Origin of the sequence: Stenotrophomonas sp. 57 (assembly GCF_030291075.1) — a bacterium.
In the GTDB taxonomy this organism is placed as follows: Bacteria; Pseudomonadota; Gammaproteobacteria; order Xanthomonadales; family Xanthomonadaceae; genus Stenotrophomonas.
In genome coordinates, this window is the sequence record NZ_CP127407.1 from 4272120 (window position 1) to 4294084 (window position 21965).

23 protein-coding genes are annotated in these 21965 nt (G+C 67.1%); 5 read left to right on the forward strand and 18 right to left on the reverse strand.

Translation table 11 applies throughout. The features are described from left to right. Positions 1-3: 3 nt before the first annotated feature. The 18 genes from QP512_RS19625 to QP512_RS19710 form a co-directional block, all read right to left on the reverse strand. On the reverse strand, positions 4-633 hold the full coding sequence (locus tag QP512_RS19625; protein WP_286070347.1) for an outer membrane lipoprotein carrier protein LolA: 630 nt from the start codon (positions 631-633) through the stop codon (positions 4-6). Next, a complete protein-coding gene (locus QP512_RS19630; RefSeq protein WP_286070348.1) occupies positions 630-1061 on the reverse strand; it encodes an acyl-CoA thioesterase in 432 nt (143 codons plus the stop codon). The genes QP512_RS19625 and QP512_RS19630 overlap by 4 nt, the downstream gene beginning before the upstream one ends. Beyond that, entirely contained in the window at positions 1048-2598 is a 1551-nt protein-coding gene (locus tag QP512_RS19635; protein ID WP_286070349.1) for an aromatic amino acid ammonia-lyase, read from the reverse strand. The genes QP512_RS19630 and QP512_RS19635 overlap by 14 nt, the downstream gene beginning before the upstream one ends. Further along, entirely contained in the window at positions 2588-3529 is a 942-nt protein-coding gene (locus QP512_RS19640; protein WP_286070350.1) for an acyltransferase, read from the reverse strand. Before QP512_RS19640 ends, QP512_RS19635 begins: the two co-directional genes overlap by 11 nt. 1 nt (position 3530) lies before the next feature. Next, positions 3531-4301, reverse strand: a complete 771-nt coding sequence (locus QP512_RS19645; protein WP_286070351.1) for a glycosyltransferase family 2 protein — start codon at positions 4299-4301, stop codon at positions 3531-3533. Continuing rightward, positions 4291-5976 (reverse strand): AMP-binding protein, encoded by a 1686-nt coding sequence (locus QP512_RS19650; protein ID WP_286070352.1) that lies wholly within the window; start codon positions 5974-5976, stop codon positions 4291-4293. Before QP512_RS19650 ends, QP512_RS19645 begins: the two co-directional genes overlap by 11 nt. Then, complete coding sequence (locus QP512_RS19655; protein WP_046983477.1) at positions 5969-6520, reverse strand: membrane protein; 552 nt, start codon at positions 6518-6520, stop codon at positions 5969-5971. Before QP512_RS19655 ends, QP512_RS19650 begins: the two co-directional genes overlap by 8 nt. Positions 6521-6542: 22 nt before the next feature. Next, complete coding sequence (locus QP512_RS19660; RefSeq protein ID WP_135275541.1) at positions 6543-6800, reverse strand: acyl carrier protein; 258 nt, start codon at positions 6798-6800, stop codon at positions 6543-6545. A gap of 18 nt (positions 6801-6818) precedes the next feature. Next, positions 6819-7076, reverse strand: a complete 258-nt coding sequence (locus QP512_RS19665; protein WP_046983475.1) for a phosphopantetheine-binding protein — start codon at positions 7074-7076, stop codon at positions 6819-6821. Next, positions 7063-7860: a lysophospholipid acyltransferase family protein gene (locus QP512_RS19670; protein ID WP_286070353.1), complete on the reverse strand. Its 798-nt coding sequence runs from the start codon at positions 7858-7860 to the stop codon at positions 7063-7065. The genes QP512_RS19665 and QP512_RS19670 overlap by 14 nt, the downstream gene beginning before the upstream one ends. Next, positions 7853-8593, reverse strand: coding sequence for a beta-ketoacyl synthase chain length factor (locus tag QP512_RS19675; protein WP_286070354.1), 741 nt, complete (start codon positions 8591-8593; stop codon positions 7853-7855). The genes QP512_RS19670 and QP512_RS19675 overlap by 8 nt, the downstream gene beginning before the upstream one ends. A gap of 214 nt (positions 8594-8807) precedes the next feature. After that, positions 8808-9821 carry a cytochrome d ubiquinol oxidase subunit II gene (gene cydB / locus QP512_RS19680; RefSeq protein WP_286070355.1) on the reverse strand — a complete coding sequence of 338 codons (1014 nt, stop codon included), beginning with the start codon at positions 9819-9821 and terminating at the stop codon, positions 8808-8810. Between the two features lies 1 nt (position 9822). After that, positions 9823-11220, reverse strand: coding sequence for a cytochrome ubiquinol oxidase subunit I (locus QP512_RS19685; RefSeq protein ID WP_286070356.1), 1398 nt, complete (start codon positions 11218-11220; stop codon positions 9823-9825). A 130-nt stretch (positions 11221-11350) separates the two neighbouring features. Then, entirely contained in the window at positions 11351-12550 is a 1200-nt protein-coding gene (locus QP512_RS19690; RefSeq protein ID WP_286070357.1) for an ABC transporter permease, read from the reverse strand. A gap of 1 nt (position 12551) precedes the next feature. Further along, on the reverse strand, positions 12552-13850 hold the full coding sequence (locus QP512_RS19695) for an ABC transporter permease (RefSeq protein ID WP_286070358.1): 1299 nt from the start codon (positions 13848-13850) through the stop codon (positions 12552-12554). Positions 13851-14321: 471 nt separating this feature from the next. After that, positions 14322-14537, reverse strand: coding sequence for a hypothetical protein (locus tag QP512_RS19700; protein WP_286070359.1), 216 nt, complete (start codon positions 14535-14537; stop codon positions 14322-14324). Next, positions 14534-15178 (reverse strand): sigma-70 family RNA polymerase sigma factor, encoded by a 645-nt coding sequence (locus QP512_RS19705; protein ID WP_286070360.1) that lies wholly within the window; start codon positions 15176-15178, stop codon positions 14534-14536. Before QP512_RS19705 ends, QP512_RS19700 begins: the two co-directional genes overlap by 4 nt. A gap of 36 nt (positions 15179-15214) precedes the next feature. Then, positions 15215-15544: a hypothetical protein gene (locus tag QP512_RS19710; RefSeq protein WP_010482336.1), complete on the reverse strand. Its 330-nt coding sequence runs from the start codon at positions 15542-15544 to the stop codon at positions 15215-15217. Positions 15545-15711: 167 nt separating this feature from the next. Here QP512_RS19710 and QP512_RS19715 point away from each other — a divergent pair, with 167 nt between their 5' ends. Genes QP512_RS19715 through QP512_RS19735 form a run of 5 tightly spaced genes read left to right on the forward strand, consistent with a single transcriptional unit; the run spans position 15712 to position 21896 of the window. Then, a complete protein-coding gene (locus tag QP512_RS19715; protein WP_286070361.1) occupies positions 15712-18081 on the forward strand; it encodes a S9 family peptidase in 2370 nt (789 codons plus the stop codon). Further along, positions 18078-18497, forward strand: coding sequence for an NUDIX domain-containing protein (locus QP512_RS19720; RefSeq protein WP_286070362.1), 420 nt, complete (start codon positions 18078-18080; stop codon positions 18495-18497). Before QP512_RS19715 ends, QP512_RS19720 begins: the two co-directional genes overlap by 4 nt. Positions 18498-18524: 27 nt before the next feature. Continuing rightward, positions 18525-19085: a hypothetical protein gene (locus tag QP512_RS19725; protein WP_286070363.1), complete on the forward strand. Its 561-nt coding sequence runs from the start codon at positions 18525-18527 to the stop codon at positions 19083-19085. Between the two features lie 35 nt (positions 19086-19120). Further along, the gene (locus tag QP512_RS19730) at positions 19121-20242 is read left to right on the forward strand and encodes a hypothetical protein (protein WP_286070364.1); all 1122 of its coding nucleotides are present in this window, start codon (positions 19121-19123) and stop codon (positions 20240-20242) included. Between the two features lie 37 nt (positions 20243-20279). Continuing rightward, positions 20280-21896 (forward strand): hypothetical protein, encoded by a 1617-nt coding sequence (locus QP512_RS19735; RefSeq protein WP_286070365.1) that lies wholly within the window; start codon positions 20280-20282, stop codon positions 21894-21896. Positions 21897-21965 lie beyond the last annotated feature (69 nt).

Below are 21965 nucleotides of genomic sequence, written 5' to 3' on the forward strand. Positions count from 1 at the left end.
GCCTCAGTCAAAGCGGCGTGCCTCGTCAGCGTTGAGCGTCGCCGGCGCCTCGCTCAGTTCACTGAACCGGATCTGCGTGCGGTCCTTGTTGGCTTCGACGATCTCGACCTGGCGCACGTAACGGTCCCCCTGAAGCGTCAGCGACTCGAACGCCTTGGCCAGCATCGCCGACTTCGGCGTCAGCCGCAGCCGCCAGCCCTGCCCTTCGCGACTGGCGGCAACGCTGAACTGGCTGGACAGCGCCTGCACGTCACCCCTCATCAGCGCGAACATGATCGCGTTCACCGAACGCATCGCCGGCTGTTGCCGTGCGTCGAGTTCGACGCGGGTGCTGCCATCGCGCTGACGGCTGAGGATGCGGTCGGCGGTGACCACCACTTCGGAGGGGAACGGCTTGAGCGTGGTCCAGATCACGCCGTGCTGGCGCGCGACCACGAAGCGACCCTGCGAGCGCAGCGGGTTCTTGAAGCCGCTGACCTGCTTTTCCTGGGTGAACTGGCCACGCAGCACGTCCGGCCGCGCCACCGCCTGGGTGATCGCATCGGTGGCGGGGTCGGCCGCCTGCACCAGCGGTGCGGCGGCCAGCAGCAGCGCGCACAGCAGCGCGCGCGAAACCGTGATCAGGGCGTTCATGGCGCAGGCACTCCCAGGCGTTCCCACAGCACCGGCGGGCACTGGTACTGCATTTCCCTGCTGATCGCGTCCACCGCGACCTGGATGGTCATCGCACGGGTCAGCACCTGGCCACTGTGCGCGTCGAGGATTTCGTACTCGATCTTCAACCGGTTCTCCCACTCGACGATCTTCGCGCGCACGCGCAGGGCCTGGTTGAACAGCAGCGGGCGCACGTACTTCACCCGTGCATCGACCACCGGCCACAGATAACCCGATTCCAGCATCTGCGGGTAGTCGTAGTTGTAGCGACCCAGCAGCGCACAACGCGCGATCTCGAAGTACTTGAAGTAATGGCCATGCCAGACCACGTTCATCGGGTCGCAGTCATGGAAGGCCGGGGCCAGTGCAACTTCGGCCACCCGTTCGATTGATTCATTCACCGGCATACAGCTCCCAGCGTTGCGTGCGGATCTCCACCAGCAGTTCCCGCAGTTCGCGATCCAGCGCGCGGTCCTCTTCGACCAGGGCGATGCGCTGCCCCAGGTCGGCGTACATGTCGGCCAGACAGCCATGCAGCTGCGCGTTCAGGCCAACCCGCTCGCGCAGCGCCAAGCCCTGGCGGGCGGCGATCAGCATGGCCGCCACCACCTGTTCCGTCAGCTCGATCACGCGCAGGCAGTCGCGTGCGGCGATGGTGCCCATGCTGACCTTGTCCTGGTTGTGGCATTCGGTGGAGCGCGAGAAGACCGACGCCGGCAGGGTCTGCTTCAGCGCTTCGGCGGTCCATGCCGACACGCTGATCTGCAGCGCCTTCAGGCCATGGTTGATGGCCGCACGCGGGCCGGTAGCGGCCGACAGATTGGCCGGCAGGCCATGGCTGTAGCGGGCATCCACCACCAGCGCCAGCTGCCGATCGAGCAGATCGGCAACGTTGGCCACCGTGTTCTTCAGGGTGTCCATCGCCAGCGCGATGTGGCCTCCGTAGAAGTGGCCACCGTGCAGGATGCGCTCGCCATCGCCATCGATCAGCGGATTGTCGTTGGCGCTGTTCAATTCGGTTTCGATCAGTTGGCGCAGGAACGGCAGGCTGTCTTCCAGCACGCCGATCACATGCGGCGCGCAACGCAGCGAATAGCGGTCCTGCAGGCGCTGTTCATTGCGCGGCGGACGCTCGCTGTGCAGGTCGCCGCGCAGGCGTGCGGCAATGCGCATCTGGCCCGGGTGCGGCTTGGCCGCGAACAGGTCTTCATCGAAGTGGTGCGCATTGCCGTCACTGGCCAGCACGTTGAACGCGGTCAGGCGCGTGGCCATGCGTGCCAGGTAGTCGGCGCGCTGCCAGGCCAGACAGGCCAGGCCGGTCATCACCGCGGTGCCGTTCATGATCGCCAGGCCCTCCTTTGGCCGCAGCTTCAACGGCGCCATGCCGATCTTCGCCAGCACTTCGGCCGCTGGTTGCACGCGGTCCTCGTGCAGCACCTCGCGTTCGCCGCACAGCACCGCGGCCACGTAGGACAGCGGGGTCAGGTCGCCACTGGCACCGACCGAGCCTTCGGCCGGAATCATCGGCAGCACGTCGTGCTGCAGCAGCATGGCCAGCCCCTCCAGCAACGGCACGCTGACACCGGACATGCCACGCACCAGCGACGCCAGGCGAGCGGCCAGCACCGCGCGGGTCTCGACCGGGTCCAGGTAACGGCCCAGGCCGCAGCCATGGTAGGTGTAAAGATGGTGCGGAAGCTCGGCCACCAGCGCCGGCGGAATGTTCACCGTGCACGAGTCGCCATAGCCGGTGGTCACGCCATAGATCACACCCTCGTCGCGCAGCAGGCGGTCGAGGAAATCGGCACCGCGCTGGATGTGCGCGCGGAACGCGGGAGCCTCGCTCAGTGCGGCTTGGCGCCGCCGCTGGCCCAGGGCAACCACATCTTCGATGGTCAACGGTGCATCGCCAAAGCGGCACACGGATACGGCGTCAGTCGTCATGCGAAGCCTGATCCCAGAAGGGAAAGAAATTGAACCAGTCCAGCGGCGACTGGATGACCTGGCGTTCCAGCCAACCCGCATAGCGCTGCACCTGCCCGGACAGCGCGGCATCACGCGAACCGCGTGGCAGCACGATGCGATCGGCGAACGGCTCGAACACGATCCGGTAACCTTCGCCCTCATGCAGGCAGGACATGGTGTAGACCGAGCAGCCCAGTGCAGCGGCCAGCACATAGCCCCCAATCGGGAATGGTGCACGCTGCCCGAGGAATTCGGCACTGATGCTGCGCCCGCCGCCGACCGGCGTACGGTCGCCGACAATGGCCACGAAACCGCCTGCGGCCACCTTGTCGGCCAGCATCATCGCCGTGGCAGGCCCCATCTCGGTGACCTGCACAAGCTCCACCGCCGCCAGCGGATCCAGCCGGCGCAGCAGGCGGTTGAAGCGCTGCGCATGCGCGGTATGCACCAGCACGGTGATGCGCAGGCCGGGGACCCGCTCGGCCAGCACCTGGCACAGTTCCAGGCAACCGATGTGCGCGGTGAGGATCAGCCCGCCTTCGCGCTGCGCGATCTTCTCCAGCACCGGGGTGCGATGCAGGTGGATGCGTTCGGGCGGATAGCGCCCGCCGATGCCGAGGATCTTGTCCAGCATCGTGTCGGCAAACGAAAAGAAGTGGCGCAGGCTGTCGCGGCGGGTTGGCGCGCGGCCCAGCACGCCGCTGTGGGCCTGCAGCCGCTGCAGATACTGCATCGAGGCCTCGCGGCCAACGCGGTTGCCCAGCCAATGGCAGGCCACCACCGGCCACACGCACATGCGGAATGGCCAGCGCCCGAACCAGCGGTGCACCCAGTACAGGACCAGCACGCCGGCCACCGAGGTGGATTCACCGATATCGGCCCAGTGCGGGGCACCCTGCGCGGTCGCCATTTCAGCGCTGCCCCTGCAGGCGGCGGCACAGCAGGCGCGGTGCGCGCCGGAGCATGCCGAAGAACAGGCGTGCGTGCATGCGGGTGATGCGCACGTTGTCGCGCCACATGTCAAAGTGCGACACGCCATCGGATGGATAGGTCACGCGTGTGGCCAGGTGCTCGACCGGAACCTGTCGCCAGTACAGGCGCACGATCACCTCGGTATCGAAATCCATGCGCCGGCCGATGGTCTCTTCGCCGATCAGGCGCAGAACCGGTGGCAGCGGGTACACGCGGAAGCCGCACATGGTGTCGCGCAGGTGCAGCGACAGCGTATTGATCCAGACCCAGATGTGGGTGGCGTAGCGCCCATACAGGCGTGCCTTCGGTACGCTGGCATCGTAGGCCGGGATACCACAGATCACCGCATCCGGATGGGCACGCGATGCCTCGATGAAGCGCGGCAGGTCGCCGGTATCGTGCTGGCCGTCGGCATCGATCTGCAGCACGTGGCTGTAGCCACGCGCGTGGGCATCGGCAAACCCGGCCAGCATCGCCGCGCCCTTGCCCTGGTTGACGTCCAGGCGCAGCAGGTCGACACCCGGGCGCTGTGCCAGCGAACGCAGCACGGCCGCACACGCGTGATGTGAACCGTCGTCCACCAGCAGGCACGGAAGGCCACAGCCCAGCACGCCGTCGACCACCGCTGCGATCGCATGTTCGTGGTCGTAGACAGGAATCACCACCAATGGCGCGAACGCGGCACCGGCAATGGAGGGATCAATCCGCATCGGCGAACACCACTTTTCCACTGGAGTGCATCCCATGGCTGGAGGTATAGCGGAAACCCAGCACGCCGCGCGCGGCATCCCAGTCCAGCTGCAGCGTCAGCACGTCACCCGGCCGCGCCACATGCTGGAACTTCAGCGCGTCCATCCGCAGGAAACCTGCGGGCATCGCGAAGGCCTGGCGGCCGAAACGCACCGCCCAGTCCAGCTGGGCCACACCGGGCAGGATCGCGGCCTGCGGGAAGTGGCCCTGGAACGGCCGCAGCGACGGGTCGAGGGTCATGCGCAATGTCGCGCTGGACGTATCGCGGTGATCCCACAGCGGTACCGGCATCAGCGGCTGGAACAATGCCACCAGCGCCGCCTGGGTGACCTTGCCCTGCGCATTGAGCGGCAGCGACTGGACCAGTCGCCAGCGACGTGGACGGGTCACTGCGTCATGGCTGTGGGCCAGCCGCGCGCCCAGGCGCTGGCCGAGTGCACGCCGCGCCGCCTCACCGCCGTCCAGCAGCGCGGAATCTGCCGGCACCACCACCGCTGCAAGCTGCTCGCGCTGGCCCGGCAGCACCAGCACGCGTGCATCCTCCACTTCGGCATCGTCGCGCAGCGCGCGTTCCAGCGCATCCAGCGAAACGCGCCGCTCTTCGACCTTGACGATGCGATCGGTTCGGCCCAGCAGGCGGAAACAACCGTCGGCCAGCGCTTCGACGCGGTCCTGGGTGCGCCACCAGCCGGCGCTCTCCAGGTGCGGCGACGCCACCGCCAGGCATCCCTCATCGACCCGCCACTGCACGCCGGGCAGCGGCTGCCACGGCGGCAGGTCGGTTTCCCAGCGACGCCAAGCGATGCCACCGGTCTCGCTGCTGCCGTACACCTCGGTGGGAGCCACGCCCAACCACTGCCGCACCTGCCGCGCCGCGTCTTCAGGCAGCGGACCGCCGGAGGAAAACACCGCGCGCAAGCGGCCATGCAGGCTGGCCCAATCCAACTGTTCCGGCAGGCGCTTGAGGTGGGCCGGGGTTGCCACCAGCACCGTATCGGTACCGGACAGCGCCGCCACCAGATCCTCATGGAAGAAGCGGCGCGGATGAATCAGGCGACCGGCGGCCAGCGGCCACAGCACCCGGAACAACAGGCCGTAGATGTGCTGGTGCGAAACCGTGCCATGGACCTCCGCACCTTCCAGCCATTCGCCGAACGCAGCCTGCAGCGCTTCAACCTCGCGCGCCAGCTGGTCCAGGCGCTTGCTGATGGCGCTGGGTTGGCCGGTGCTGCCGGAGGTGAACACACACAGTTCGCAGGTGCGCTCGTCCAGCATCCGCAACGCACCGTCCGCCACTTCATCCGCCGCCACCAGCGGGCGGTGGTCGGCGGAGACATCGCCCGCAAAGCCACTCACCCGTGGCTGCAGGGCCTGCAGCGTGGCCGGCAGGTTGTCGGCCGCCAGGAACACCCGCTTGCCGGCATGCCAGGCACCGTACAGCGCCGCGGCGAAGGCAACGGCATCGTCGAAGTACAGGGCCCAGTCGCGCCCCTCGGCAGCAGCAAAGGCCGCGCGCCACGCCAACACGCGCCGGTGGAACCCGGCGTGGTCGAGCAGCACACCGTCGCAGACGCCGACCGGGCGTTGCGGCCGCGCATCCAGCAGCAGCCGATCCAGGGCAATCCACTCAGCCATGCGTGTGCACCGCCCTGACCCGTTGCCGCACCAGCCATTCACCCGCAAACAGGATTCCCATCAACACGTACGCCAGCAAACCGTTGTAGAGCATCCAGACCCGGTCCGACGCATACAGCGCGGTCAGCAGGGCCAGGCTGCCGTTGAACACGAAGAAGCCGCACCACACTTGGGTGACGCGACGGGTATAAGGCACCGCCGACGCCGGCAGGTCCGGCTCCTGCAAGCGGGCCAGGCGCTCGACCACCGGTGGGCCGAATCGAAGGCTGCCGGCGAACACGACCAGCATTACGGCATTGACAAGCGCCGGATACAGCTTCAATGGCAGCGCCTGGTTGAGCACCGTGGCCAGAACCGCGAGCAGGCCGGCACCCGCTGCCGCGCCCCACCACACCGGTTGGCGCGTGCCGAGCGCCCGCAGCAGGGCCAGCGCGAACAGCAGCAGCGACGACCAGCGCGGCTCGAAACGGCCCATCGCCAGATAGACCAGCAGCGGATAGGCCAACGAGATCGCAGCCACCGCCACCGTGCGTGCGCGTGCCATGGGAGCGACGCCCGCGCTGCGGTCAGGCGGCCGCCTGGTCCGGCAGCAGGCCATGCGTCACATCGACGATGTCCTGCACCGTACGCACGGCCTTGAATGCTTCCGGCTGCAGGTTGCGCCCCAGCAGCGGCTTGAGCTGGACGATCAGATCGACCGCATCGATGCTGTCGATGTCCAGATCGTCGTACAGGCGAGCCTGCGGCGTGATCCGGGCCGGTTCGATCTCGAAGCTGTCGGTGAGGATGGAAACGATGCGATCGAACAGTTCATTCTTGGTCATGGCAGTTCCTGGCACCGGTTACGACCGATGGGCGGCGACGAACTCGCCAAGCGCGCGCACGCTGGAGAAATGGCGGCGGGTCTCTTCCGAGTCGGATGACAGGCTCACACCGTACTTCTTCTGCAGGGCCAGGCCCAGTTCCAGCGCATCGATCGAATCCAGGCCAAGGCCCTCGACGAACAGCGGCGCAACCGGGTCGATATCCTCCGGCGTGATGTCCTCCAATGAAAGCGAGGAAATGATCAATACCTTGATCTCGTGCTCAAGTGCTTGCACGGGTGGGGTCTCCAGACAGGTCGAAGTAACGGGAAAGGTGCTCGGTGACGCGACGTGCCGCCAGGGCATTCCCTCCTGGCGAGTCGTCTTCGACCAGAAATGACGAGATCGGGATATCTTCGCCGATCTGCAGCCGAACGTGAAAGCAACGCGAGGGAATACGATACCACTTCTGCCCTTTTGCCAGGGTCGGCGGCGTACAGGTGATCCGCACCGGTGTGATGTCCAGACGACCGCGGACGGCAATGTTGGCGGCGCCGCGCTGCAGCCGCAGTGGCTGCCCGGGCACGCTGCGGGTGCCCTCCGGAAAAATGACCAGACTGCCCCCCGCACGGACCGCCTTCACGCAGTCATCGACCAGGCCGGGCCCATCGTCGTTGGCAATGTAGCCGGCGGCCCGCACCACACCACGCATGAACGGGTTGCTGGCCACCGCGCGCTTGACCACGCACTCCGCGTTGGGCAGCAGTGACACGAGGCAGACCACATCGATGAGCGTCGGATGGTTGGCCAGCACCAGCAGGCCGTCGCGCTGCAGGCGTTCGCGCCCTTCGATCTCGCAGGTCATCACGCCCAGGCTGCGCATTAACCGCAGCTGCCCGGCAAAGGCGAGCTGGACCAGACGCCGGGCACGGTGGCGGCGCGCCAGCGGATCGTGCATCAGCAGCAGCAACGGCATCACCACCGTTCCCAGCATCAGTCCGCCCGCGCCAAAGGCGAGGAAACACAGGGCCGTAGCGAGTACCCGCCAGGCGTGATCGAGGCGTTGCAGCCCCTCAGCCACGGCGGCCCCAGGACCAGCGTTGTCCCTGCGTTACATGCTCAAGCGCCGGCATCCCCGACAACAGGAAACGATGCAGGTCCAGTGCGTGCGGCAGATGGCCCGGCACGCCTTGGGCGGCACCCGCCGGTCCCCAGCGCAATGACAGGGTCGGGCAGTCCTCACGGGGCTGGGTGAGACGCCAGCACCATGCGAAGAACACGTCGGGTTCGTCGGCGAACGGCGCGTATATGCCCGGCAGGGGCGATTCGTACACCACCACGCGCACCTCACGGGCGCCATCGGCCAGCAGGCCGGCCGCTTCCAGGCAGGCGGCTTCCGCCGTGGCCTGGCCCGCGGCCAGCGCCAGGTAATTGCCGCGATGACCGCGGGCAATCGAGTACAGGGCGGCAATGGCGTTGTGCACCGACAACCCGAAGGTCGTGGGCGACAGGGGTTCTCCGGCTGCCAGCGATGCCAGCAGCTCCATCGAGCGGGGCACATCGCCATGGCGGCTGGCGAAAACCAGCGGCACCTGGCTGTCGGCACCCTGCGCGTCCTCGCACCAGCATGCGGCCTGGATCGCCATCCGGCCCAGCCGTTCGATGCGGCGACGCTGCATCGCCGGGACTTCGCTGAGCGCTGGCGCGCCCTCGCCCACGGGCAGGAACGGCGCATCGGCCCAGCGAAGCCATTGGCTGCGCTCGGTCAGGCCGGGCGCCCAGGCGGCCCAGTCGACGACGGAAAATTCAATCATCTAGCGGAGGTGTTTCACTACGGGAACGATAGGCACGGGCCATTCAAGGCGACGCGCGGCTCCCCCTTCCTGCAGCCGTGCGTCCGTCCAGGACGTTGCCGGCTACCCCCTTGGCTGCCGGAAAGGAGCGCACGCTATCACGTCCAATGCAGTGAATGCAGTTTTCACAAACAACAACGCGGGAACGGCCAGCCGCAGTTCCCGCGTGGGAGGCTCAGTGGTATCCCGCGTCAGCGAGCACTTTCCCGCGGAATACGCGGTACGACCACGCGGTATAGCCGAGGATGACCGGCAGCAGAACGACCAGGCCAACAAGGGTGAAACCCAGTGACGAGGCCGGCGCGGCAGCCTGCCACAGCGTCATCGACGGCGGCAGCAGGTAGGGCCACATGCCCAGCACCAGGCCGAGGAAGCCGAGCACGAACAGAGCCAGGCTGAGCAGGAACGGCGGCAGGTCGCGGCGCGGGTGGGTGGCGCTGCGCCACAGCGCGGCCGCCACCGCCAGGGTCAGCAGCGGCACCGGCGACAGCCACCAGAAGTTGCCGTCGCTGAACCAGCGCGCCATCAACCGCGAATCGAGGAATGGCAGCCAGCTGCTGACCAGGCCCATCGCCGCGATCACCGCCACCACCAGCGGCCGGGTCAGCTGCCGCGCCAGCGCCTGCACCCGCCCTTCGGTCTTCAGGATCAGCCAGGTGCTGCCCAGCAGCGCGTAGCCTGCCACCAGCGCGGCACCGGTGAGCATCGCGAACGGGCTGAACCAGGCGAACGGTCCGCCCTGATAGACACCGTCCACCAGCGGGATGCCCTGCACCAGGGTGCCGAGGATCACGCCCTGGGCAAAGGTCGCCAGCAGCGAACCGAGGCCGAACGCCACGCTCCACAGCCGGCGCGAGCGGTGCGCCTTGAACCGGAACTCGAACGCCACGCCACGGAACACCAGTGCCACCACCAGCAGCAGCACCGGCAGGTACAGCGCCGAGAGCAGCGCCGCATACGCCTTCGGGAACGCCGCCAGCAGGCCGGCGCCGCCCAGCACCAGCCAGGTCTCGTTGCCGTCCCAGATCGGCGCGGCGGTGTTCATCATCAGGTCCAACTGGTCCTCGTCCTCGGCGAATGGGGCGAGGATGCCGATGCCGAGCACAAAGCCGTCCAGCACCACGTACATCAGTACGCCGAAACCGATCACCGCGAACCATGCCACCGGCAGCCAGGTCATCAGGTCCATGTCAGCGCTCCTCCAGCGGTTCGTCGGCGGCCGACAACGGGCGCGCCGGAGTATGGCTGCCGTGGTCCAGCGAAGGGCCTTCGGCGTAGGGCTGCGGCCCGTGGCGCAGGATCTTCACCAGGTACCAGATGCCCCAGCCGAACACGAAGGCGTAGCCAACCACGTACACACCCAGCGACAACGCCGTCATCCACGCGCTCTGCGGGCCGACTGCATCAGCAGTGCGCAGCACGCCATACACCACCCAGGGCTGTCGGCCCATCTCGGTGACGAACCAGCCCGACAACAGTGCGATGAAGCCGCTGGGCAGCATCCAGTTCCAGCCGCGCAGCAGCCACGGCGAATCCAGCAGCTTGTTCCGCCACAGCTGGAAGGCCGATACCCAGGCCAGCAGCAGCATCAGCGTGCCCAGCCCGACCATGATGCGGAAGGCGAAGAACACCGGCATCACCGGCGGCCGCTCGCTGGCCGGTACTGAGGTCAGCGGGTCGAAGGTGCCGTCCAGGCTGTGGGTCAGGATCACGCTGCCCAGCTTCGGGATGGCCACTTCGAAATCGTTGCGCTCTTCCTTCTCGTTGGGCAGCGCGAACACCACCAGCGGTACGCCCTCGCCTTCCCGGGTTTCATGCCAGTGCGCTTCCACCGCCGCGATCTTCATCGGCTGGTGCTTGAGCGTGTTCAGGCCATGCATGTCGCCGACGAAGATCTGCACCGGCACGGTCAGCGCGGCGAACGCCACGGCGGCGATCAGCATGCGCCGGCCCGCTTCCACGTGCGTGCCCCTGCGCAGGTACCACGCGCCCACGCCACCGATCACGAAACAGGTCGTGATGAACGACCCCAGCGCCATGTGCGCCAGGCGGTAGGGGAACGAGGGATTGAACACCACCTGCCACCAGTCCACCGGATGCACGATGCCGTTGACCATCTCGTAGCCGGCCGGCGTGTGCAGCCAGCTGTTGGACGACAGGATCCAGAACGTGGAGAACAGCGTGCCCAGCGCCACCATGCAGGTGGACAGGAAATGCAGGCGCGGCGAGACCCGGCCCCAGCCGAACATCATCACGCCGAGGAAGCTGGCTTCCAGGAAGAACGCGGTCAGCACTTCATAGGTCAGCAGCGGGCCGATGACCGTGCCGGCCACCTCGCTCAACCGCGGCCAGTTGGTGCCGAACTGGAAGGCCATGACGATGCCGCTGACCACACCCATGCCGAACGACACCGCGAAGATCTTCTGCCAGAAGAAATACAGCTCGCGCCACACGGGCAGCTTCGTGCGGAGCCAGCGCCATTCGATGAAGGCCAGCCAGCTGGCCGTACCGATGGTGAAGGCGGGGAACAGCACGTGGAAACTGATGACGAATCCGAACTGGATCCGGGACAACAACAACGCGTCCAAGGGACGCCTCCTGCCTGCGACCGGTGGGATACCGGACCACTTTAGGAGGATTTCGTTAAGGTGGGATGCGACCGGGTGACGCGCTGCTTCACTTTGTCGCAGGGGGCGAGCGTTTTCGTCGGTGAACGTGTCAGAACGGTTTCAACAATGCCAGCGGTTCCTGCCGGACCGTCCGCCATGCACGGGGCAGCAGGGCGGCAAGGCTCGCCAGCATCACCAGCATGAACGCCAGCGACCCTGTCAGCCAAGGCGATATCGCGACCTCGTGCTGCGGCGACCAGAGCAGGTGCAGCAACCACGCACCCAGCAGGGCGCCGGGAACAGTGAAGATGCTGACTTCGAAGATGATCTCCGCGAAAATCACCGATCCGCGGGCACCCAATGTTCGACGAATACCGATGGAGCGCCGCCTGCGCTCCAGCCATGCGCCTACCACGCCGGACACGCCGGCCATCAGCACACCCAGGACCACCGCCGCCATGAAAGCAAGCATGGCCGTCGTGAAGCGGTCTGCCCGAAGGTAGGCATCACGATATCCCGCCAACGTGTCAACGCCTGACGGATTCACGACGCGATAGGGCTGCCGCAGCGCTTCAACGGTGCGGTCAAGCAGCACGCGGTCCACCTCCGCGTGGGATCGGGTCAGGTAATAGCGGCTCGCGCCGGTTGGAAATCCGGGAAACAGCGCCCACTGCGAGTCCCGATCGTTTCCCCCTGGCGCAGGCCCGACGATGGACGAGAACACACCCACGATCACCCTGCTGCTTCCCGGCCCGAAGTACAGCTGACGACCCACGGCGCTCTCCGAGCCAAACAGACGCACGGCCAATGCCTCGCTGATCAGCACGACAGGCGCGCCGTCGGCCGCCTCATGGTCTGCCGGCAAACGCCCCGTCACCACCTGTGCCCCCAGCATCGTCAACAAGCCTGGGCTGGCGGTTACCACGGAAATGCGGTCACAGCCAGCCACGTCGCTGCTACCAGCCGCCATGGCGCGGGCCATGGCCGCATCGCTGGTGCATGCGCCGTAGTGATGTGCCCTGCCTCCGAATGGAACCGAATCGCTGGCGACCACCTGCCGGACGCCAGGTAGCTGGATGGCGGAGAGGTCCGATCGCACCACCGAAGGCGCCACGCTCTCTTCGATATCGGAGACCCGGATGACACCGATCGCCTGTGCTCCCTCGATGCCCCGCGTGTTCAATCGTGAGAAACCATCTGCGGCAGACTGCAGGGCAAAGGCGCAGGCCAGGCTGGCCAGTGCGGCCTGTACAAACAGCAGCGACGCGCGCCCCAGGTGGTTGCGGACTTCCTGCATTGAATCCAGCATTTCACGCCGCTCCCTTTGCAAACAACCGCGACAGCGACCCGCTCCGGCAGACTTCCAGCGCCGGGATGAGCGCACACAACAGTGCTGTCGCGAACCCAACCCCGGCCGCCATCAGTACGGATGCCGGATCCAGCGTAGTGATTGCCGACTGAAGCACCTTCCCTGTCGCCACCAGCCGCATGCCCACCGCATACGTAATGGCCGCCAGTGCGGCACTGGCCAATCCCGACGATGCCGACTCCCACATGAGCTGGGCAAAGACATCCCCCCGCCGGGCACACAGCGCGCGACGTATCGCAAGCTCGCGACGGCGTGCGCCCAGGCTGAATCCCAGCAGCGCGGCCGCATTGACGATGCAGACCACCAGCAGAAGCAGTGCCAGATGAAGCTGGGTCCGCGTGCGCTCAGGGACCAGCCCCTGTCGATCCAGCCACGCCATCAGCGGCCAGAGCCCGACCTGATCGCCATCCGGGTCGACCTGCACATCCCGGGCCTGTGCATACGCAGTCAGCATCGCGCGGTATCCAGACACGTCATCCACTGTCGGTAGCCATGCCCACAGTTGCAGCCAGGACGCCTGGGCGCCGCCAAGTTCCACCCCCTCGCCGCCGCCCCAGACCGCCACGCCGTCGACCACGGTCAACCCGTCCTCAATGGCGGTTTCAACCGGCAGATAGATCTGATCGGGTTCCACGAAAGGACGGCGGGTCACGTCTCCCTGGAACATCGGCACCGGATGCCAGTCCTCCGCCACGCCGACAACCGTGTATGTGCGCCCGCTCAGCTCCAGCGGATGGCCGATGCATCCTGCCGGGCACTCGACCGCTGCGGCTCCCTGCGACAGCACAGCGATCCGACTTCCGGCCTGCCCTTCCTCCGCCGTCCACGATCGCCCTTGCACCAGCGTGATCCCGAGCACGCTGAACACCTCTGACGTCGCGTATCTCGCACGCAGCCGCACACTTGACTGCCCGGCTTTCAGCAGGGTCACGGCGCCACCGGCCATGGCTGCCTGGTTCCAGGCATGCCCTTGCTCCAGCAGGGCTTTGGCATCAGGCCAGGTCAACCCCTGCCCAGGATCAGGCGCTGCCGCATGCTGTGCCCGTGGGCGCACATCCAGGTGTGGACGGAAGAGCGACCCGCTGCGTCCCGGGGCCGGATCGGAGGATGCCTGCAGCACAATGGACAGCATCACCATCGCGGTTCCCACGCCCGCGCCAAGCATGAGGGCCACGGCAATGTGCGTCCCGAGGCGCTGCCGAAAGCGCTTGAGCGACAGAGAAACGTAATAGATACTCACACACCCTCCATAGCGTTGACCCTTCGCCTAGACCGACGCGATCGGCATCCCACGCAGGGGCAGATCCCTGCTTCTCACTGGATCGCCAGGAGTGGCCAGATACGGGCTGAAGGCACGGGCAGCACAGACTTGCCGATCTTCGACATGACGCATCTCCGTTGAAGTTGATGGAACGCGAACAGGTTCAAGCCTCCCCGGCCATGACCTGCGTCAGCGATTGCCGACGACCGAGCGTTCTCCAGGACGCACATGAACCTCAATAGCGGACTGGAACTCTGCAACTATCCTCAAGATGGTCGAGCGCCCGGAATCACTGTCGGCAGCATCAGCTTACGATTGGCGATGCGATCACGACTCGTCATGGCGCCAATCACCACATCTTGATGAAGCTCGCGAATTTCACGAGTCCTCATTCCAGGTCGTTGGTCCTGCAGACCACGCAGAATGCGTCCAACGCATCACCACGTCCTGTCAGCGCCAGAAGTACCAGACAGCCCCTGCCACCAACGCCCCCAGCAACACCACCTGCACCACCACATAGCCCACGCCACTGTCGCGCGACTCAGCGGCAATGCGCTTATTCAGCGCCTCGCTTACATCCGGCGTTTCCTCCTGCCGCGCCTGCTCTCGCAACGCCTGTGCCAGCGCGCGCGCTTCCGCATCGCGGGGATCGGTCGGTGGGTTCACAGCAGTTCTCCGGCGGTGGCGTGCCGCGTCAGTTCCTGTTTCAGGACCTGACGTGCGCGGAACAGGTGGCTCTTGATGGTACCGCGTGCCAGCCCGGTCACCTGTTCGATCTCGGCCAGATCGAAATCTTCCAGATAGTGCAGACCGACGATCAGCCGCTGTGGCGCGCTCAGCCGCTCCAGTGCCGCGCCCAGCTGGCGCCCGGTCTGCAATGCCTCGCTCAGCTCCGCCGGGCCTGGGCCTTCATCGCCGATGCCCAGTTCTTCCGGCACCTCCACCGCCACCATCCACTGCGCTTCCAGGCGTCGCCGGCGCAGGTGCTGCAGCGCGGTCGTATAGGCCACCCGTGAGACCCAGGTGCGCAGCGAGGATTCAAAACGGAACCGGTGCAGCTGGCGGTACACCGCCAGGAAGGTTTCCTGCAGCAGGTCGGCGACCTGGTCGCGGTCGCCGACCATCCGCCCGATCACATGCGCGCAGGTACGTTGATGGGCCTGCACCAGCTGCGCGAACGCCGGTTGCGAGCCATCGATGATGGCGATGACCAGGGCGCGGTCGTCGTCCGCGTCCGGCGTGGGCTCGACGGGGACGTCGCGGCGTCGTCCCCGCAATGCAGCCAGTGCTCCGCCCAGCAGGCTCATGCGCGGGGCGCCCCCTGTGCCCGTGGCATGCCTGCCTCAGCCCTTGCGCGCGGCAGGACGGGTGAAGTGCCAGGCCAGCAGCTGGCCAAGGCCGGCGCTGCCGACCATCGCGGCGGCGGCGCCAAAGGTCAGCTCGCGTGCGCCGATCGCCTCCAGCAGGCCCATCGCCACGGCCAGGCTGACCAGGCTGATGCCCCAGCGCAGCGCCCCCTGGCGGCGGCGCTCCTCTTCCAGTACGGCCAGCGAGCGGATCACTTCCTCCGGCACGTGCGGGGCCACCAGCTTGCTGCGGGCGCGGGCATCGGCAATGGCATGGATCGCGTAGGCGATGCAGATGAAGAGGGTGATCGGGATGAGTTCCTGCATGGTCGGGCTCCTGTTCGATGGATGATGCGGGTTCAGGAGATTGGATGCGCGACCCCGGCAACCGGTTGCAGCATTTTGCCGATTCCGTTGCCATGACCTGTGGCCCCTGCCCCGGGCCGGGGCGGCTGCTACCCTTGGCCGGTTTCCTCATCCGGTGCCGTCCGCCCATGTCCCGAGTGCTGCCCCTGTCCCTCCTGCTGTCGGCCGTGCTGGCCGCACCGGCCGCGCATGCTGCGCCCACGCCGATCACCATCGAACAGGCCATGGCCGACCCGGACTGGATCGGTCCGCCGGTCGAAAAGGCCTGGTGGTCGTGGAACAGCCAGCAGGTGGAATACCAGCTCAAGCGCAACGGCAGCCCGGTGCGCGATACCTTCCGCCAGCCGCTGGCCGGTGGCGTGGCCGCGCAGGTGGCCGATGACCAGCGCGGTACCCTGGACGTGGCCGAGCCGGTCTACGACCGCAGCCGCAGCCGCAGCGCCTTCGTGCGCAATGGCGACGTGTTCGTGCGCGACCTGCGCAGCGGCGCGCTGACCCAGCTGACCCGCAGCAACGAGCGCGCGGGCAACGTGAACTTCGCTGCCGACAACGGCGTGATCTGGCGCGTCGGCCAGAACTGGTTCCACTGGACCGCCGCCAACGGCGTGCAGCAGGTGGCCAGCCTGAAGGCCGAGAAGGACCCGCGCACGCCGCCGAAGGCCGACGTGCTGCGCGACCAGCAGCTTCGCACGCTGGAAACCCTGCGCCGCGACCGCGACCAGCGCGAGGCATTGAAGGACCAGGACCAGCGCTGGCGCCAGGCTGATCCGACCCGCGCACCGGGCCCGGTCTATCTGGGTGCCGACGTGGAGATCGCCGACAGCGTGCTGTCGCCGGACCTGACCCACCTGATCGTGGTGACCAAGCCGAAGGACTTCGATGACGGCCGCGGCGGCAAGATGCCGCTGTACGTGACCGAGTCGGGCTACGAGGAAACCGAAGACACCCGCACCCGCGTCGGCCGCAACGGCTTCGAGCCGCACACCCTGTGGTACGTGGACGTGCGCACCGGCAAGGCCGAAAAGGTCTCGCTGGCCGGGCTGCCAGGCATCAGCACCGATCCGCTGGCCGAGCTGCGCCGCAAGGCCGGCAAGGATGCGCTGAAGGGCGAACGCAGCGTGCAGGTGATGAGCGACTTCATGGGCGGCGGCATCCGCTGGAGCGCCGACGGCCAGCAGGCCGCAGTGATGCTGCGTGCCAACGACAACAAGGACCGCTGGATCATCAGCGTCAACGCTGCCGACGGCCGCGTGCAGAACCGCCACCGCCTGACCGACAACGCCTGGATCAACTGGGGTTTCAACGATTTCGGCTGGATGGCCGATGGCCGCACGCTGTGGCTGCTGTCCGAGGAATCGGGCTTCTCGCACCTGTACACCCAGGCCGGCACCGCCAAGCCGCAGGCGCTGACCAGCGGCAAGTGGGAAACCTCGGCGCCGGTGCCTTCGGCCGATGGCAAGGGCTTCTACTTCCTGTGCAACCAGCAGGCGCCGCATGACTACGAAGTCTGCGCGGTCGATACCGGCAGCCGCCAGGTGCGCGAGCTGACCAGCCTCAACGGCGTGGAAGACTTCTCGCTGTCGCCGGACGGCCAGCAGCTGCTGGTGCGTTACTCCGGTGCCTACCTGCCGCCGCAGCTGGCGGTGCTGCCCAGCGCCGGTGGGCAGGCGCGCGTGCTGACCGATACCCGTACCGCCGACTACAAGGCCCGCCAGTGGATCCAGCCGAAGCTGGTGGCGGTGCCGTCCAAGCACGGCGCCGGCGTGGTCTGGGCCAAGTACTACGAGCCGGAAACCAAGGAACCGGGGAAGAAGTACCCGATCGTGATGTTCGTGCACGGCGCCGGCTACCTGCAGAACGTGCACCAGCGCTACCCGGCCTACTTCCGCGAGCAGATGTTCCACAACCTGCTGGTGCAGAAGGGCTACATCGTGCTGGACATGGATTACCGCGGCAGCGAGGGCTACGGCCGCGACTGGCGCACGGCGATCTACCGCAACATGGGCCACCCCGAACTGGAAGACTACAAGGACGGCCTGGACTGGCTGGTCGACACCCAGCAGGGTGACCGCGACCACGCCGGCATCTACGGCGGTTCCTACGGCGGCTTCATGACCTTCATGGCGCTGTTCCGCTCGCCGGGCACCTTCAAGGCCGGCGCCGCGCTGCGCCCGGTGGTGGACTGGCACCAGTACAACCACGGCTACACCAGCAACATCCTCAACACCCCGGACATCGATCCGGAGGCGTACCGCGTGTCCTCGCCGATCGAGTACGCGCAGAACCTGCAGGACAACCTGCTGATCGCCCACGGCATGATGGATGACAACGTGTTCTTCCAGGACTCGGTGAACCTGACCCAGCGCCTGATCGAACTGCACAAGGACAACTGGTCGATCGCACCATACCCGCTGGAGCGCCACGGCTACGTGCGCGCCGACTCCTGGCTGGACCAGTACAAGCGCATCCTCAAGCTGTTCGAGCAGAACCTGAAGTGAGCGACGCCGCGGCCACGATCCAGATCGTGGCCGCGGTCATCCTGGATGACCGCGGCCAGGCGCTGGTGGTGCGCAAGCACGGCGCCAGCCGCTTCATCCAGCCGGGCGGCAAGCCCGAAGCCGGCGAGACGCCACTGCAGGCACTGGCCCGCGAACTGGATGAAGAAATTGGTGTGCAGCTGCGCGCCGGGACCGCCATCGCGCTGGGCACGTTCGAGGACTGGGCGGTGAATGAACCGGGCCACCGCGTGCAGGCACAGGCGTGGTGGGTGCAGGTGCACGGCACGCCACAGGCGCGCGCCGAGATCGCCGAACTGGCCTGGGTGCCGCTGCAACCGCCGCATGGCCTGCCCTTGGCACCCTTGAGCGAACACCATATCCTGCCGGCGGTCGCCACCCGGGTGACGGCCCGCTGATTACCCCACTGCTGCCCAGGACATCGGATGTCGCTTCAATCGCACCAAGGCCGTCCTTCCAGCGCAGTCACCGCCCAGGATTTCATCCGACCGCTGGGCCTGGCTTCCCTGCTGGTCTGCGCAGGGTTCATCGTACTCATTGCACTTCAAACAGTGTTGCTTTGGCAGCTGGCTGACAGTCCGTTCTGGCAGAGAATGATCATAATGGCCACTGAGCAGGGTTTCCCCCACAGCGTGCAGTGGATGCTGAAGGACCCGGTCGCCGCCACATTATGGCTGTCGGTACCCGGCATACCTGCCGTGCTTTCAAGCTGGGGCTTCTACCGGCAGCATCGCTGGGGACTCTGGAGCTACGTGGCGTTGCTGTGGTTGTCCGCGGTGGCGAATTTCGCGGTCGTCTGGTGGCTGGACAGCATCTTCGCTGACCTCATGACGCATATCGTCGATCCACATACGCTGCGCGAAGCCCGGGTCCAACGAATCCTGGTGTCACTGACCTTGTCCGGAGGCGCCGTGGCCATCCTCGTTGCACAAGGCTGGCTGGCCTGGCGCCTGCTGCGGCCGGATATCCGCTCGCGTTTCCACTGAGCCCCATCCCTTTCCCGCACGACAAGGACCGTCGCATGCGCTTGCTGGCTGTTCTCCCCGCACTGCTGCTGTTCGCCGCGCTGCCGGCTGCCGCTGACGCGTTGCGATGTGGCGAGTACCGCAGCACCGATGGTGGCATGGCGCTGGTGTTCACCACCCCCAACACCGGTTACCGCCACAACGACATCAGCGAGCCGGAGCCGCTGTGGGTTGATCGCAGTGCGGCGCAGACACGCCTGGTCATGCTCGACGATGGCGTGGCGGCACCGATCCGGATCAGTGCCGATGGCCAGCGCATCGAGGACGGGGGCGTCGTGGTCTATACCCTGCGCCAGTCCCGCACCTGCGCCACCGAGCCCAGCGCGACGGACGGCAGCTGCCGCGCCGCCGGCAGCCACTGCATCGCGCAGCTGCCCGCCGCCTCTCCCGGCCAGGCCCAGCGCGCGTGCCGCGAGGGCGTTGGCGCGGGCTGCTCGGCGCTGTTGCGGCAACTGCGCGATGGCGTAACTGCGGCCGGAAGCGGAGACACCGGCCCCGTGCGCTTCGAACGTCCGCGCGCCTGCCGCGAACACACACCCGGGCATGACCCGCAGGCCTGCGAAGCGCTGACTGACGATGCGCTGGCTGCCGCGATGCAGTCGGTGGGTGAACGCCTGCAACAGGAAGACGAAGACACACTGGATTCACCGCTTCCGGCCGCTGCACGCGACCTCCTGCAGCAACTGTGCCTGCAACACCGCAGTGGTCGCTTCTGCGCCGAAGTGGCCGAACAGCAGTTGATCGCGCTGAAACCCACGTTGGCGGTGCAGGCCCTGCAGGTGGTCTGCGATGCAGGACGCATCAGTGCCTGCGAACGCATCGCACCGCTGCGCGATCTCGGTGCGGATCTGCGCCTCGTCCCGGCCCACCGGGTGCCGTGCGGCCGCTACCAGGCCGATGGTGGCGTGATCGACAGGCTCGTCTTTGGCGATGGCACGCGTGGCCGCCTGCATGACGGCGCCATCCACCTGCAGCAGAACGGTGAACCCCTTGTCCTGCGCCAGCTCGGCAATGGCGACCTGCTTGGCATGGATGCGCAGACGGGATATCAGCGTTACCAGCCGGTGCCCGGCACGGCACAATGCACGCCCCCGCGCGAGGGCCGTGGTTCGCCGTAGCGCCTGGAGTTTTCCGTTTGATCGTCAAGGAGACGACATGCATTCACCCGCACCGCGCCGCCTCTGGCTGGCCTGGGCGCTGCTGCTGGCCGCGCCGATGGCCGCCGCACAGTCACCGCAATGCGGCCTGTTCAGGGCGGACGAAGGCAGTGGTACGCTGCGCATCAGCTCGCCGAACCGCGGCGAGCAGAAGCACTTCGGCAGTGCCCCGTCTCCGGTCGCCTTCCAGCAGATCGACGGAAAGCTGCAACTGGTGAACCTGGAGTACGGCCTGCCCAGCGCGCTGCAGGTGCGCGATCGTGGCCGGACGGTCGAGGTGGATGGCACGGTCTACATCCTGCAGGCCCCTGCACAGTGCGCCGCAGCCGCCTCGCCGGCTGAAGGCAGCTGCCTGGCCGATGCGGCGGGGTGCCTGGACAACCGTCGCGAAGCAAGCCCGACCGCGCTGGAAGCAGGGTGCCGGGAAGGCGTACCCGGCATGTGCCTGCAACTGGCTGATCGTTGGCACGAGGAGGCCAAACCTAAGGTCGAGGCCGATCCCACTCTGGCAAAGGCAGCGCTGGACGCCGCCCTGTCCGGCATCAAACTTCCCGCCGCCTGTGACGACGGTGGCTTCGAGCAGGGAACCCCGGCGTGTGCCGCCGCACTCGAGGCCGACCCCGCGGTGCAGGAGCAGCTGGTCAAGGCGGCGATGACGGCAGCCATGACCGAAGCCATGGTGACGATGACGGCGCCGACCGTGCCGGTGATCGTTCCGGCCGAGCGGCGGCAACAGTTGTTGCGGCTGTGCCGCGAGGTACCGCACGGCGGCTTCTGCACCCGCGTGGCTGAGCTGTCCTGGGAGGCGGGAGATCCCCAGCAGGCGGTGCAGGCCCTGGCTGCGGCCTGCCCCCCCGGCAATGACACCGCCACCTGCGAGCGCCTGTCGGCGTTGCAGGCGGTGGGTGCATCGTTGCAGCCGCAGCCAGCAACGGTCCTGCCCTGCGGCAATTACCGGTCCGACGGCGGCCTGATGGACACGCTGGACTTCGGTGACAACGGCCTGGTCGGTGTGGGCTGGAGCAGCCATCTTCGCGCACGCGTCGAAGCGGGCGACATCCGCATCCGCCACGACCGGGATGGCGACCTCGTGCTGCGCCCGCTGCCGGGCGGCCAGTTGCTGGGCCTGGATAACTGGACCCGCTTCCAGGTGTTCGTCCCCACCGGGAAGGGCCCGACCCGCTGCAGTGCACCGAAGCAGTTCAAGGTGCTGCCACTGCCGCAGGATTGCCCGCTGGCGCTGGCCAACGAGGACGGTGCCGAAGCCTGCTGCGCGCAGGGCAAGCTGCAGGGCTGCAACATTCTCGGCAACCGTCTAGCGCTGTCCGGGCATTGGCTGCAGGCCATCGAGCACTACACCACGGTCTGCCGTGCCGGTGTCCGCGAGGGTTGCGAGAATCTGGTCACCGCACAAGGCAACGGTGCGGAGGTGGACGCGCGTCGAATCCTGGAACAGCTGTGCAAGGCCGACCGCAGCGGCCTGCATGTGGCCTGCGACGTGCTCGAAACGCAGAACTGGGAGCTGATCACGCTGGGCAGTGCCCTGCAGAAGGCGGTTGACGAGGCGGCGGTGGACGACACTCCGGTACCGCGCAACGCCAACCGCAAGCGCTGAGCCGGCCAGGGCCTGTCCGCAGCTTCGGACGGGCCCTGATCGTCGTGATCGACACACTTTGGGCGGGTT

Coding starts and splice junctions, on each gene's coding strand:
- QP512_RS19675 (WP_286070354.1), bottom strand. CDS start 8,593: ATGATTGAATTTTCCGTCGTCGACTGGGCCGCCTGGGCGCCCGGCCTG.
- QP512_RS19710 (WP_010482336.1), bottom strand. CDS start 15,544: ATGCAGGAACTCATCCCGATCACCCTCTTCATCTGCATCGCCTACGCG.
- QP512_RS19655 (WP_046983477.1), bottom strand. CDS start 6,520: ATGGCACGCGCACGCACGGTGGCGGTGGCTGCGATCTCGTTGGCCTAT.
- QP512_RS19625 (WP_286070347.1), bottom strand. CDS start 633: ATGAACGCCCTGATCACGGTTTCGCGCGCGCTGCTGTGCGCGCTGCTG.
- QP512_RS19645 (WP_286070351.1), bottom strand. CDS start 4,301: ATGCGGATTGATCCCTCCATTGCCGGTGCCGCGTTCGCGCCATTGGTG.
- QP512_RS19630 (WP_286070348.1), bottom strand. CDS start 1,061: ATGCCGGTGAATGAATCAATCGAACGGGTGGCCGAAGTTGCACTGGCC.
- QP512_RS19640 (WP_286070350.1), bottom strand. CDS start 3,529: ATGGCGACCGCGCAGGGTGCCCCGCACTGGGCCGATATCGGTGAATCC.
- QP512_RS19725 (WP_286070363.1), top strand. CDS start 18,525: ATGTCGCTTCAATCGCACCAAGGCCGTCCTTCCAGCGCAGTCACCGCC.
- QP512_RS19650 (WP_286070352.1), bottom strand. CDS start 5,976: ATGGCTGAGTGGATTGCCCTGGATCGGCTGCTGCTGGATGCGCGGCCG.
- QP512_RS19735 (WP_286070365.1), top strand. CDS start 20,280: ATGCATTCACCCGCACCGCGCCGCCTCTGGCTGGCCTGGGCGCTGCTG.
- QP512_RS19635 (WP_286070349.1), bottom strand. CDS start 2,598: ATGACGACTGACGCCGTATCCGTGTGCCGCTTTGGCGATGCACCGTTG.
- QP512_RS19730 (WP_286070364.1), top strand. CDS start 19,121: ATGCGCTTGCTGGCTGTTCTCCCCGCACTGCTGCTGTTCGCCGCGCTG.
- cydB (WP_286070355.1), bottom strand. CDS start 9,821: ATGGACCTGATGACCTGGCTGCCGGTGGCATGGTTCGCGGTGATCGGT.
- QP512_RS19690 (WP_286070357.1), bottom strand. CDS start 12,550: ATGCTGGATTCAATGCAGGAAGTCCGCAACCACCTGGGGCGCGCGTCG.
- QP512_RS19705 (WP_286070360.1), bottom strand. CDS start 15,178: ATGAGCCTGCTGGGCGGAGCACTGGCTGCATTGCGGGGACGACGCCGC.
- QP512_RS19715 (WP_286070361.1), top strand. CDS start 15,712: ATGTCCCGAGTGCTGCCCCTGTCCCTCCTGCTGTCGGCCGTGCTGGCC.
- QP512_RS19660 (WP_135275541.1), bottom strand. CDS start 6,800: ATGACCAAGAATGAACTGTTCGATCGCATCGTTTCCATCCTCACCGAC.